Source organism: Paenibacillus sp. HWE-109, assembly GCF_022163125.1.
Classification (GTDB): Bacteria; Bacillota; Bacilli; order Paenibacillales; family NBRC-103111; genus Paenibacillus_E.
Genome location: NZ_CP091881.1, coordinates 2581723 through 2595607, shown reverse-complemented (window position 1 = coordinate 2595607; position 13885 = coordinate 2581723). Strand labels below are relative to the sequence as shown.

Sequence of the window (13885 nt, the reverse complement as noted above, 5' to 3'; positions counted from 1 at the left end):
CTCCACGCGATAGCTAATATTGGTCATAAGAACCGAGCAAACCTAACTTGTATCCTTTGGCCACCGCACCGATGCGTGTTTTGACGCCGAGCTTCTGATTGATCGACGCGAGATGGTATTCGACCGTGCGCTGGCTGATAGCCAACTGCTGGGCGATCTCTTTGTTCGTCAACTCCACAGCGACCAACTCCAACACCTCTCGCTCCTTCAGGGTAAGATGGTCTGGGGATCGGGACATCATTTTTTCCGAAACGAGTGCATAGCCCATCACACTTTGTTTAATGGCGTTAATAATCTGGGCATAAGTGCTCTGCTTGGACAAGTAAGCATGCGCCCCGATTTCATAGGCTTTGGCGTAAAACTCATCATACATATAGCCGGACAGCAGGATGATTTTCAGAGAATGGCCGAAGCGTTCTTTCAGCATTTTCCCCAGCTCAAATCCGTTCAAATACGGCATCGAGATGTCCATGACGAGCACGTCCGGCCGGCAGTCTCCAATTTTCTCCAGCAGCTCGCGAGGATCGCCGAACGTTTGCGGGACCTCGATGTCCGGCTCTTTTTCGAGTCGATTTTTCAGCCCTTCGAGCACAAGGGGATGGTCGTCGAGTAGCACGACTCTTATTGGGTCAGGCATGGGCATGCGCCTCCGTTCCAAGTGGCAATTTGATCGTGACGACCGTTCCGTTTCCAGGGGAGGAGTCGATGTCCGTATCCCCGCCGAGGTGGCGAATTTGGCTGTGCACGGACAGAAGGCCGAAACTTCTTTCCCCCTCAGGAGAAGGATACAAAACCGACGCGATGTCGAATCCTTTGCCGTTATCGGCAATTTCACAGCAGATTGTTAGCCGATCCATCCATAATCGGATGGTCATGTCGGTCGCTTCGGAATGCTTGAAGGCGTTATGGACGATTTCGCGGATAGCCCGGAATAAATTCGTTTTGATCAGCTCGTTGGCCGGTTCTCCGGGAGAAAGCCCGTAATCGAGTTCCATTCGGATATCTCCTTTTTCCTGCATCGTGCGCATGAGCCAATGCAGCGCCTCTTTCAAATCGCCTTTATCGATAATATGAGGATACAAATCGTCGCATAGCGTTCGAATATCGCGCTGCGAATCGTAGACGCATTTCAGCCAAACGGCGATTTGCTCTTTGTCCGCTGTCCCCGTATCGTGCAGTTCCTCCAGGTCACGCGACAAAAAGATCAAATTTTGCAGCAAATGGTCGTGCAAATAGTACGTGGTGCGAATGCGTTCGGACTGCTGCGCCTCGAGCAGGATTCGATTGTACGGGATCATGTCACCCTGTGCATGCGGTTTGATCCCTTTCTCCGCTAGCTGCTTATATAGCTGAAGCTTTTGCCGTTCCAGCCATTCTGCTTGCCGCTGGGATTTGCGCCGATAGCGCTGCAAGCATTTCTGATAACCGAAAGTTAGCAGGGCGAACAGCACAAAAAGCAGATAGAGCGCGACAGCTGGCTCTTTGGAAGCGAAAGTGAACAGCGCGAACGAACTGCCCAAATACATGCCGTGAATGAGCAGCCGTGGAAAATAAAGCCGGATATCGAGCATGCTCCTGTCGATGAGCAGGTAAGTGATCGCGCCGGAAAATGGAATGAGACCGATGAGCGTATATTTGATGAGAACGATAGGTTCCTCCCCGAGGAGTATCGGAATGGCGTATAGAAACGTGTATGGCAGCAGGCTTAAGAACAGCCCGCTAAACAGGACGAGCAGCTGGTTTTGCTCTTGCCGGCCGAACGTTTTCCAGTAAACGAAGGTGATACCCGCCAGCAGCAGGAGTGTGCCGACAACCGTCAAATTGAGTATGTTCACGACCCAATTGTACACATCTTGGCCGACCGCGATAAAGTAAACGAGCGATAGCGAGAGGACGATCGAATAAACCAGATAGCCTGCAAGCAGCTTCTTGAACCGGGTAAGGACCGTTCGGAACACCAACAGCAAATAAAAAGAAAGAAGCAGATGCGGCAGCCAAATCGAGCATAAAATGATGATCAGTTCAGACACCGTTTTCTCGTCTGAAAACTGACTCAGCACGCATAGCGCCATCAACCCGTTCAGCATGTAAAACTGGCGGATAATGCGCGATTCCGGCTTCATCCGGACGGCAAAGACACCAATGCCGAGCAGCATCACTTCTAAGCCGGCCGAGATCATCATCTGGACGATGTCGCTCGCGCGTGGCGTGCTTCGGAACTCGAGCCGCGTTCCATCTTGCTTCTCCACATCGATATAGCCCGCTCTGGTCAAGAGGGTCCCCGAATCGGTCTCGATCAACTTCGGACGGGGATTTCCATCCATAGCTACGATCTTGTCGCCCGGCCGGATATTCCAAAGCGCCGCCTTGCCGCTTTCGTCGATCGATTCGACGGGCCATCCGGTACTGGAGGATTGCCCAAGCTCAATGCCGAGGTAAGGTGCATTGAAAGAAACGATATGTATGTAAACGGCAAGCATAAGGTAACAAACGATGGTTGCGGCAATCCATCGGCCATTTTTTTGTTTTGTCTGCAAACGTTTAAGTCCGTTCATTGTATGCGATCACCCGTTTCAAGTATAGCATGCATGTCGCAAGAATAGAGCAAGCCTCGCCGTCAAAGGGAGGTTTGCTCTATGTCAACAACGACAGCTTTATGGAAACCGATAAAACATAGCGGCCGCTTCTTTGCGCAGCATCGGCTGTTTCGACCGGTAGTCAACCGCGCCGGTTGCATCCGGAACGACCTCCGGGCCGTAATAGCCTCTGGCGACGACGGTTTGCACACCTTCCAGCGCCCAGTCGTCGGTCTTTCCTTGCAGCGCAGCTTCGAGCGGAACGGCTCCGGCCGAGCCGAAGCCAAGCAGCAGAGCACGCGCCATGATGACAGCGGCTTCCTGGCGGATGATCGGCCGGTCCGGTTCGAAAGCGTCGCCGGTCGTACCATTGACGAGGCCTAACGCAAGAGCCGTCTGGATTTCGGACGCATACGGACTTTGCGCGGTGTCGGCGAACGACACTGGTTCCGGGGACAATGGGATATCCGATAGTTTCAACAACTGCCCGACGAATTGGGCGCGGGTGATCGGCTGGTCCGGGTTAAACACCAGGCTGTCTTCTTTCCCGAGCAAGCCCTGCTGCTGAACATAGTAGATGAATCTCGCATAGGGGTGATTGTCTGGCACATCGGAGAAAGGTATCGGGCCAGGCAGCTTCTCTGACCAGCTGTCTGCTTTATTATAGGAAAAGTACAGCTTGCCTTCGCCGCCATCCTTGAAAGCCGCTTTTCTGCCGTCAACATCCTCGAACAGCAGCTCCTTGATTTGCTTCAAGCGATGCGTCCCGTAAGAGTCAGTGATAAGCAGTCCGCCGACTTGTGCGACTACATCGTAATGCCACATCGGAAGCCTTAAATCGCGGTAAAAGCCTTCCAGACGCCTAAGCTGATCCTTCGTTTGGCTTATGGGGGACACTGTTTCTTGCGGCGGGTTTGGCGATTCCGGAAAATAATGATCCATGAACGCTTTGAACAGCTGAGAGCGGATCGTTCTCGCTTGCTGCGCACTGTTCAAAGCGATGAACAATCCTGTTTTGCGTTCGGGCAGCAGCCACATTTGCGCTTGAAAGCCTGAAGAAACGCCGGCCTTATCAACGACGGTTTGCCCATTCGCGTACTCTGGGAACGAGGATTCGAAGCCGTAGCCGACGCCAGGAATGTCGGGATGAATCGATACGTCTAGCTGCTGCATGTCGCGAATGGACTGCGCGCTCAGGATAGACGCTTCTCCCAGCTTTCCGCCGTTTAGCTCAGCCTGCATGAACCGGGCCATATCGGCGCCTGTCGATATCAGGCCTCCGTCTGGCGAATTATTCGGAAACGTAGCGTACTGCGGAAGCGGTTCGCCGGCTCCGTCATGCGGAACGGCAAGTCGTTTTTGCACGTCCGGTGTGAGGGTTAAATAGCTGTCGGTCATACCGAGCGGCGTGAATATGCGATCAACGACGACTTCGTCGAACGGTTTGCCAGAGACATTTTGTACGATAAAACCCAGCAGGTCGTATGCGTAGTTGTCGTAACGGAACGCTTCTCCCGGCTTTCGGATGACAGTAGGAAGGTTGTCTTTGACGAAGGCTTCCAGCGGATAAACATCCTGCGGAGCGCCCTCGTCCGTTTCCGCCTCCGTTTGATCGAATCCGCTCGTATGCGTCATCAGATGCTTAAGTGTCAGCGGAGCGCCTGTAATGTTCGGAATCCGGAGTCCGTTCAAATAGCCGCCGATATCGCGGTCCAGATCGACTTGGTGCTGCTCGGCCAATTGCATGACGGCGGTGGCGGTAAACGTTTTGGAAAGGGAGGCTAGACGGAACAGCGTTTGGTCTGGATCGACTGCTGTCTGACGCTCCGCGTCGGCGTAGCCGTATCCTTTGGCAAGCAGCGTCCGATCGTCCTTGACAACGGCGATAACCGCACCCGCGAGTTTTGCTTGAATGTCCGCCCGGTTGAAGAAGCTATCGATGAACGCCTCCGTCTCTTTTGGATCGGAAGGTCCGCCTTTCTGCTCGGTCGCATAACTGGCTGGCGGGATGAACAGTGCTGCGTTCAACAAAGCTGCAATCAATAAAGCCAAAAGCGATTTGCGGATCTTGGAAGCGGAGAAAGCTGAGTGAATGTACATAGGTATCTCCTTTGCCTTGAGATAGGATAGTGACTTAACGTCCATCCTTACCGTAGCACATTCTCTCAAGTGACAAATCCGTATCGCTGCGCGGTATCCGCGCCGTTCACGCATTTGTATTGCGTGATCGCGCCAAACTAATGGAGTATGAGACTGGATTCACGACAGACCTCAATTTTAATGCTGCTGGCTACCTATAGGGCTGCGGACGGTTTACGAAGAGTCATTCTAGCTGCCTTGAGCGGAGATGGAGGGAACTACAGTACGCTATTTTAGCAAAAACTGGCATTATCGCGAGGTTGGGGGAACTACAGTACGCTATTCTGCTGTTTCATGGGCAATTTCAGCGTTTTTCGTGGAAATAAGACCCTGTAGTTCCGCTATGTCCTTCGCATCCCTCTATTTTCCTAAATAACGTACCAGAGTTCCTTTTAATCGGGTTTTTCGCTAATATAGAGACCGATTCCTCAGGCCGGCAAAGCCGTATTTCTCGGAATTACCGGATTTTCTTATTTTTCTCATCTTCACTCATCTTGTCTCGTTTTTTCGTCATTTCTCATCTTCACTTGTCTTGTCTCGTTTTTTCGTCATTTCTCATCTTCACACGTCTTATCTCGTTTTTTCGTCATTCCCCCATCGTCCATTCTTGCCCTTTTCGCCCTTTATCGTCCATTCCTGCCCTTTTTCACCTTTATCGTCCATTCTTGCCCTTTCGCCCTTTATCGTCCATTCCTGCCCTTTTTCGCCCGTTCTCGTCCATTATTGCTCATCTTTCACCATTTTCCGCTTTTTCGTCTATTCTTGCCCTTATCCGCCCATTCTCGTCTATTCCCACCCCTTCTCGCCTATTCTTTGAACCTCTCTTTCTTATCCTCTTCTAACAAATCCTTCGTTCCCTGTCTAAACTCTTTTATCGTTGTGCCGAGAGCACGGCCTAATTGCGGAAGCTTCGTAGGGCCAAATAACAGCAGCGCAACAGCAAAAATGATGATAACTCCTGATACACCGATGCCAGAAAGCATGTTTTCATCATCTACCTTTCATGTTTTTTAGAATTTGACCATTAAGGCCGTCACATACATAATGAGAATTCCAGCTGATAAGCCTCCAAAATTCAACCAAGAAACGGGAGAAAGTCCCTTCTTCTCCGATTCTTTAAGAATCATTTTAGAAATCACATAAATGACCTGTAAAATAGCACCAGCACCTATGCCAAAGAATAACGCAGCCAGTGTATCGTTAAATATGAATCCTCCGGCCCAGGTTCCAATAATGGCAGGTCCACCAGCTATCAAAGCTAACTTAACAAAGGTCTTCCAATTTGGACGTTCTTTAAGTAGTGGCGACGCAATTCCTACGCCTTCTGTGATATTGTGCAGGGTAAATCCAATGATGAGAAATGTGCCTAAAGCTGCCTCTCCAACTGCAAATGCAGATCCGATCGCAAGTCCTTCGCCTAAATTATGCAAGCCAATGCCTGTGGCAATTTTGGCAGCCACCCTTCTTCCATCGCTTTTATTGCTCAACTTGCGCTCATTGGACTGATCCACAGCAATCAAGAAGAGACAACTAAGTAGTGCTCCAAACCATACTAACCCAGTCCCTTGAAATACGCCTGGCGCTTCCGTAGCCATTTCAAACCCTTCTTGAAAGGTATCAATAACTAGAAAGAATAACAGGCCAATCGTCATTGCGAGAATTGCATGCATTCCTTTAACTGAAAATCTACGTAAGAATGGATACCAGAGTAAACCAAGTCCAACAGGAATAACCCCAACATAGAACCCAATTAAAGCATACTGCCAAAAGAGTTTGCCACTCGGTTCCGGCGTTGCGGCTGCTGCAGCCACTTCCCCCGTGAAGATTAAACCGTTCGAGGTAATAAATTTAATTTCATGAGGATCCCCTTGTACCCATGGGTATGGAATTTTCACAGTTCCTTGTTCAAACCTCTTTAAGGTATCACTTGGTGAAAAACTTGCGTTCCAGAAGGCTCCATCAACGACAACTTGAGCAATGGTTATTGCCTCAGGTCCTGAGTTTAAAACTCTAACTTGAATGCCCTCGTCATTGAGAGTGATTTTTTCAACATTCAAGACTTCAATTGGAGCAGCAGGCTCACTTTCAATTCCAGTCCCTACTTTGGCTATCGTTATGATAATTGCAATTAATAATACCAATGGAAGAATGCCCCAAAGAATCGCTTTTAACTTGTTAGAAGATGTCTTTTCTACGATATCATTGTTAATACTCATAGCAATCGTTCGCCTCCTTTCTTATTCTGCAATGAAGAATCCCATCCATCCGAGCTCTGCAAATTCACTTTGATGGGCATGAAACATATATCGTCCCGGTGCTGGGAAAACAATTTCAAGGATGCCACGTTCACCTTGACACTGCATAATCGTATCCGTGAAATTGGGGCGTGCTTCTGGATCTGCTCCAGTTGCATAATAGTTAAAGAAATTGGCATGCAGATGAAAAGAATTAATGAGATCAAACTCCGTTAAATTACTTAGATAAATACGGACAAGTTCTCCGACTTTCACTTTGATCGGCTCTTGCTGATATGCAAAGGCATACCCATTCACGGTATAAATTTCATTTTCACCATCAAGGTCAAGATCATAGCCATTCATAAGCATATTGAATTCCTTGGCAACAGCTCTTGGTTTCTTAGGATCAATGATGAAGTTTCCGTACAGTCCTTTATGAATATGTCTGGCAAGAGGGGCTACATGACAATGATAGACATGCATGCCTGCTGGTTTCGCTTCGAATTCATATGTAAAAGAGTCCCCTGAATTGATCGCTTCCAGCCCATCCATATTCGTAGGGTGCATGCCATGGAAATGGATCGAATGCGGATGGCTCGTTGCGTTGGAAAAATTCACGCGAAGGACATCCCCTTCTGTACAGCGAATCGTTGGGCCAGGTATTGTACCATTAAAAGTCCAACCGGGGAATTTGATCCCTTTCGCAATCTCAACGTTTGCTTCATAGGCAGTAATCTCATATTCCCGCAGGGTTCTTCCGTCCGGCAGCTTGCTCACCTTCCCATAATCAAATGTGGTGAGTGCTTTCTGCGCTGCTTTAAAACCCTCCGTCACTTCACCACTGGGTACATATCCATGCTTCATGCCTTCGTGCAGTTGTCCCTTCATAGCCTCATGAATGTCATGCTTACCCGCCGCTAATGTTGATTTACCAAACAAAGAGGACGGATTCAATAATGTACTGCCAATGACAGCAAAAGCCCCTGCCGTTCCCATCTTCAGAAGATTGCGTCGCGATACCTTTTTATCTTGTTTCTGAAACATCTTTTGGCCCTCCCAACAATTATTGCTTGTTTACAATTTTTTTGACCTAGGGAAACATTTAGCACAAAAATTTGTTTCCAATGGGACAAAAAGTTTACCAAAGGAAACAATGTAATTTAACTATAAGCTGAAAGTTATGGTTTGTAAACCTATTTTTAACTTGGAAAAGCACATAAATTTTGAGCATCCAAAAACGCTGCGCGATAGGAACCTATCTAACTTCTACAACAATTGGATCAAGCAATCGGCCATGTACATATGGCAGCAAACGCCAACGTCCAACTTCTGGCATCATCATCATCATCGTAGGCGCATGACGATCCGATCCGTTTAGTTCTCCAGCCAATGGATTTGAAGAGAAGACATCGATAATCTTATCTGAACCTTCGCCTGCTCTTGCATTTGGCTGAGGAGCGATAGAAAACAACAAACGTCCATGATCGTAGTATTCTTTCCGCTCACTCAAACTTACATTGGCCTTATGTTTATTCAGAAAACCAGTACCTACTGTCAAAGCTTCATCTAGTTAAAAAGCTTTCTCTATTCTGTAAAAAAATGACGTACAAACTGTTGACAGTTTGCACGCCTTTAAGGCAACTACATCATTCGTACTTACTCGTACCGTTGCAGCATGAAGATTTTGATGTTTTTAATTGGGGCGCTGGTGAACAACAAGTATTGGTGACATCGGCTCTAATACTGCATACCCCTGTTTCCGGCAGTCTAAGTTCCACTCTCTCTGCTGCTTCGCGATCTCCTGCAATATAGGAGACAACGGAACGCACTTGTTCATACCCTGTGGCCATCAAAAAAGTTGGTGCTCTGCCATAGCTTTTTGCTCCGACAATGTAGAGGTCCTTTTCTGGTTGACGCAGTTCCTTCTCTCCATGTGGTCTCACAGTACCACAACTATGAACATTCGGATCGATCAAAGGTGCCAGTTCCATTGCACTTTCTAGACTAGGATCTGCCAAAACCCTAACTTCTCTTAGAAAGGAGAAATCTGGGCGAGAACCGGTATTGGCAACAATTTCATCAATCCCATCGATCCGTTGAAATTCACCATTCAAAGTTCCGATGACTTGAATTTTATCTTTATTCTTTTTTACCTCTTGCACATAAAATGGCGTTATTACTTTCACATTGCCTGTTCCGACAAGTTTTTGAATCCGTATTCCAAGTTCTCCTCTTGCCGCAAGTTGATCTTGCTCCCTTCCTCCGTAAACATCCTCCAAGTTAGATTTTCTCAAGAGCCAGACAATTTCAGTTTCCGGTACTTGCTCCTTGAGCTCTCCAAGTTCTAATAATGTATTAATCGCAGAATGACCACTGCCCACAACAAGCACTTTCTTTCCACTATAACGATCTTTATGCTTATGAAGAATATCAGGTATCCCGTAGGATATTTGCTTACTGAAAGCTTGTTCTTCTGTTGTCCATACACCTTCAGATCGGATTGGATTGGGATTCGTCCAGGTCCCGGAGGCATCAATGACGGCTTTGGCCTTTACGATGCTACGTTCACCATTCATTTCAACGTGCAAAACAAACGGAAGATCCTCCCGGCCATGCGTTTTAACTTTGTTTAAGCCTTCACGGCTCACAGCAACCACTTTGGCACTCAAGTATAGGAATGGTTTAATTTCGGGCAATTCAGCAAAAGGTGTCAAATAGTCTTTAACCATTTCTAATCCTGTGGGAATATCTAACGGATTCGGAACATTCCAACCGTGTGAAATAAGCAATTGTTTAGCTGCTTTATCGATATTGTATTCCCATGGTGAAAAGAGGCGTACATGAGCCCATTGAAGGATGCTAGCTCCCACCGCATGACCAACATCAAATAGTACAAACGATTCCCCACGAGTAACCAGATGGGCTGCCGCGGCAAGACCTACAGGTCCAGCACCTATAATGGCTACTGGCAGTTGTGCTTTGGACAAACTAGAATATTGATTCATCATACTACCTCCAGGTTATAATTCAGTTCTATTAATCAAGAAAATTTGATTTATTAAACAAAAAAAATTAAGATCCGCTCGGTTTAAAAATGCAGCACAATTGTTCTGAAAGCAGTGCATTAACTTCACTCGAATGGATTTCATAGTAACTCCAGGTGCCGATGATTTCTTTTGTAATAAGATTGGCATCCAACAAGATTTTTAAGTGATACGATAATTTGGATTGAGCCATCTCTACGATATCGCATAGATCACAAACACATGTTTTTCCACGTTGCGTTAGCTCATACATAATCTGCAGTCTCTTGCGGTCTGCTAACGCTTTAAACTTTGCTTCAAAGGTTTCGAATAATGCCTCATTTGAAGCAGTTTTGACTGTTTCCTGATTTAAAGGAATGACGGTTTTCATTATTCGCACTCGTTTCATTAATCAATTTTTTTTGATATAGATACAATATATCCCACTCTACACTCAAATGCAATCTAAATTCCGGATTCCCTTCCCCGCGATTCGTTGCCAAATAACGGATTAAGGATCCGGTTTACACTGTCCTCAACAAACACACGTTGTCGAAATATGAGAAAAGCGGCATTGCCGACCTAAGAGATAAGCGTCTTCATGACGGTTTTCAACAATCTAGCGGATTGTAGTTCCCTTTGGGCTGTGCAATGACAGAGAGCGTCGTGTGAAAAGGAACTATGATCCTCTATATGGCAGGAAATGGGGTAAACGTAGCATGAAAGGGAACTGAGATCCGCTATTTCAGCGGAAACTGCTGATTCTAGCCGGGAAATGGTGGAATAGCGGACCGTAGTTCCCTCTGGCGTGTAATATGGCGGTTTTCAGAATGATAGCGTACTGTAGTTCCCTCAAACTCGCTATCCTGAGACATTTTGCTAGTAACGCGGTTTGACGTTCCCTATTCTCCGCGCGATAGCAAAGCTAGCGGATCTCATTCTGCCAAATAGCTTATTTATACCTCCAAACCAGCAGCCACTCGAACAAATACGTACGTTTACAGCTACCTTGTTCTCGTCACACCGCATCAAACCACTCCATCGTGCTGGGGCGGCCTACAACCCAAGTCTGGAGACTGGCGTCAATCTCCAACATTTCACTTCAGCGCAAGCTTCACTCACCCCAACCATCGACATGTCTCTTAAACCTTCGTCGATGGTCAAGATAACCTGTCGATAGTTGACTTGACATACGTCCACAGACAACCCCCGGCTCCACTCTCCCGTTTCTCCGCATGAACACGTCGTGCAGAAACGTCCCTTGCACCGATAAGGCACCACCTTAAGATCGTGGCACACCAATCACATGCAAGCAGCATATATCCTTTCTTCGGGTCTCCCCAATCGCGAAATGCAGTGGGGCGCAAATAACATAGACCTAGCCTGCGGCTAGGTCCATTAAATACAAGTGCTCGATGATGATTTAGCAAGCTAGTGCTTATTTCTGCTATCGACACAAAGTAATCTCGTCATTGAAATTAACTTAATACATATCCGCCATCGGGAAAGAGCGTACTCCCCGTCGTATAGCGGTTAGTCATTAAGTAAACAACGGAATGAGCAACGTCTTCGACATCCCCCACTCGCTTCAACAGACACATCCCTTTATAGGCCTCGTAGGCTTCCGTCCGTTCTTTCTCTGTTCGGATGGTGCCAGGAGCAACCACATTAACCCGCACTGGAGCCAGCTCAATGGCCAGCGCTTTGCCCAGACTCTCAATGGCGCCATTACAAGCTGCATAGGAAGCAGCGCCAGGAATGGGTCTTTGCCCGGCTGCGCCTGACATCAGCACAATAGAACCACTCTGTGAGATATAGGGAACCGCATGTTTGGCAGCATAATACTGTGGCCAGAACTTCCCATTGAAACTGCTCTCAGCAATGTCCGACTCTGCCGTTATAGGTCCGAGTACATACGCGGCTCCAGGTGTGAACAGATGATCGAAATGCCCCACCTTTTCAAAAAAAGCTTTAAGCGCTTCCTCATTCTTGTTATCCACTTGTATCACCTGAAGAGCATCACTATTGATTTCTGCTTTGGCTTTCTCCAATTTCTCTAACGATCGTCCTGCAATGACAACACTGGCGCCTTGCTCTATAGCTGTCTTAGCGGTCGCCAAACCGATGCCTGTGCTTCCGCCGATAATAATTACGCGTTTGTCTTTCAGTGTCATTATGATCCTCTCCCTCACTTGTATGCTCTGAAACTATAATTCAAATATAACAAGAAGGGCCCTGCCCTCCTATGGAGTAGGACCCAAAATAGATGGCCTCCATTTGGGCAGCGTCACAAAAAGCAGCGTGTTACTTCCCTCTTGCCCGTTTCAACTTCCAAAACCGAATCGCTAATACAAGTCTCAAATGAACCTCGGCGTCACTCAGATCTTTTTGCAAAATCTCTCTAATGCGCTCCAAACGGTACAAGACCGAATTACGATGGATAAATAGCTCTTCGGCCACTTGTTTCGTATTACTTCCCAATCTTAAGTAGGCTTCCAAAGTAATTAATAAATTCGCTCCGAATTCCTGATCATACACTTCCAATGGTGCAATGAACTCTTCATACAATACGTTTAATACGTGGTGATCAGAGGTATCCATTAGCAATTGTTCGACTAAAACATCCTTAATATGAACAACCATTTGCTTAGGCAAACTGATCTCACCGATGGCCAAAGCCTTCTGAGCCTCTCGACAACTGTCAGAAATCTCGCTAATCTGCTCCCGGAAACTCCCCATTCCGCAAACGAAACGTATATCTTCATTGAAGCCATGATGATTCGCTTTGGTCAAAAGGTCCTTGACGAACTGTTCGGTTTCTTTGCGCTGGTTATCTATGTCCTTATGAACCAAGTGGCATAAGATCAAGAGCTGCCCGTTAATCTCTATCCCTTTGCGCGCAAAGCTTCCCGGGTTGTTAATCTCGCGCAGCAGCCAATGATTCAAATTATTGATCTTTTCATTGTCCATAGCTATTGAGCTTGAATGCTTCATGACAATGACATAAGGAAAGGGGCCAAGTGGGATACCAAGGCGTTTGGCCCGATAATTCAGCAGCTCTTCCTGATGATTGGACCCCGACAACAGCTCGACTAGAAAAGCCTCCTGTTCCCGCTCCAGATGCAGCTGCTGGGATTGCCGTATTGTAAATTCCAGAGCTAATACGGTAACCGCATGTTCCAGACAGCTTATCTCGAAATGATCCTGCTCTCCCAGCTTGCGCGTGATGGCCAAATACCCAAACTTACGACTGCCTACGCGTACATCATGCTTCTCTGCTATGTTCGCTTTGGCAAAATGGAGCGTGCCGCTTTCTATTTCTTCCTGGCTGTTGACTACCGCGGCTTCGCATTGCAGGAGCTGACCAATCAATATAACAAGTTCAGTCGTCCTTCGATTCAAAACTAAATTCGTAAACTGCTGATTCACTTCACGCAGTTCGCGAAGCATATAAGCTTGTCGCTGAAGAATCTGATCTAGAATGGATCGAGTCATGTCCATGAAAGGAACTTCAAGTGGAATATCAAATAATGGAATGTTATATAAATTGCTTTTGTAAATAGCTTCCTCAGGCACCTCTTGAAGAAACCGCCTCGTCTTAATGCCAACCGCAGAGCCGCCGACCCTATGCATCTCATCAAGCAAACCGCACAGCATAGTTGGCTCGTGACGGAAAGAATATCCTGTCGTGAGGATAAGCTCATTGGGTCGCAGCCAACCTGTCAGATCCGGCATCTCCATACTATCGATATAATAAATTTCATTCGTTACGCCGGCTTGCCCACCGATAATTTTGGCTTCTCGGAACAAGGGCATTTGCAGCAAATGCTGCACAGTAAAAGGGGTGTTCTCCATACGCTCACCTCAAGTAAATGGTTAACTCGATGTTACCACACTTTCAATAGAAAGC

Annotated in this window: 11 protein-coding genes and 1 pseudogene; all 12 read right to left on the bottom strand. The window is 47.1% G+C overall.

All coding sequences use genetic code 11. The annotated features are described in order from the left end of the window. Positions 1 to 13 precede the first annotated feature (13 nt). The 12 genes and pseudogenes from LOZ80_RS10625 to LOZ80_RS10565 all read right to left on the bottom strand — a co-directional run bounded on the left by LOZ80_RS10625 (position 14) and on the right by LOZ80_RS10565 (position 13830). Positions 14 to 637, bottom strand: coding sequence for a response regulator transcription factor (locus LOZ80_RS10625; RefSeq protein ID WP_238171400.1), 624 nt, complete (start codon positions 635 to 637; stop codon positions 14 to 16). Beyond that, complete coding sequence (locus tag LOZ80_RS10620; RefSeq protein ID WP_238171399.1) at positions 630 to 2555, bottom strand: sensor histidine kinase; 1926 nt, start codon at positions 2553 to 2555, stop codon at positions 630 to 632. The genes LOZ80_RS10625 and LOZ80_RS10620 overlap by 8 nt, the downstream gene beginning before the upstream one ends. 99 nt (positions 2556 to 2654) lie before the next feature. Beyond that, a complete protein-coding gene (locus tag LOZ80_RS10615; protein ID WP_238171398.1) occupies positions 2655 to 4676 on the bottom strand; it encodes a serine hydrolase domain-containing protein in 2022 nt (673 codons plus the stop codon). 845 nt (positions 4677 to 5521) lie between these two features. Then, positions 5522 to 5698 carry a twin-arginine translocase TatA/TatE family subunit gene (locus tag LOZ80_RS10610; RefSeq protein ID WP_238171397.1) on the bottom strand — a complete coding sequence of 59 codons (177 nt, stop codon included), beginning with the start codon at positions 5696 to 5698 and terminating at the stop codon, positions 5522 to 5524. Between the two features lie 27 nt (positions 5699 to 5725). Beyond that, positions 5726 to 6931 (bottom strand): ZIP family metal transporter, encoded by a 1206-nt coding sequence (locus LOZ80_RS10605; protein WP_238171396.1) that lies wholly within the window; start codon positions 6929 to 6931, stop codon positions 5726 to 5728. A 21-nt stretch (positions 6932 to 6952) separates the two neighbouring features. Further along, on the bottom strand, positions 6953 to 7996 hold the full coding sequence (locus LOZ80_RS10600) for a multicopper oxidase domain-containing protein (protein WP_238171395.1): 1044 nt from the start codon (positions 7994 to 7996) through the stop codon (positions 6953 to 6955). 211 nt (positions 7997 to 8207) lie between these two features. Further along, complete coding sequence (locus tag LOZ80_RS10595) at positions 8208 to 8510, bottom strand: hypothetical protein (RefSeq protein WP_238171394.1); 303 nt, start codon at positions 8508 to 8510, stop codon at positions 8208 to 8210. An 88-nt stretch (positions 8511 to 8598) separates the two neighbouring features. Then, positions 8599 to 9960, bottom strand: coding sequence for an NAD(P)-binding domain-containing protein (locus tag LOZ80_RS10590; protein WP_238171393.1), 1362 nt, complete (start codon positions 9958 to 9960; stop codon positions 8599 to 8601). 64 nt (positions 9961 to 10024) lie between these two features. After that, the gene (locus LOZ80_RS10585) at positions 10025 to 10366 is read right to left on the bottom strand and encodes an ArsR/SmtB family transcription factor (protein WP_238171392.1); all 342 of its coding nucleotides are present in this window, start codon (positions 10364 to 10366) and stop codon (positions 10025 to 10027) included. Positions 10367 to 11109: 743 nt separating this feature from the next. Continuing rightward, a pseudogene (locus tag LOZ80_RS39445) lies at positions 11110 to 11327 on the bottom strand (transposase zinc-binding domain-containing protein); the annotation flags it as partial. A gap of 126 nt (positions 11328 to 11453) precedes the next feature. Then, positions 11454 to 12149: an SDR family oxidoreductase gene (locus LOZ80_RS10570; protein ID WP_238171391.1), complete on the bottom strand. Its 696-nt coding sequence runs from the start codon at positions 12147 to 12149 to the stop codon at positions 11454 to 11456. 130 nt (positions 12150 to 12279) lie between these two features. Next, positions 12280 to 13830, bottom strand: coding sequence for a PucR family transcriptional regulator (locus tag LOZ80_RS10565; protein ID WP_238171390.1), 1551 nt, complete (start codon positions 13828 to 13830; stop codon positions 12280 to 12282). Between the last annotated feature and the right edge of the window lie 55 nt (positions 13831 to 13885).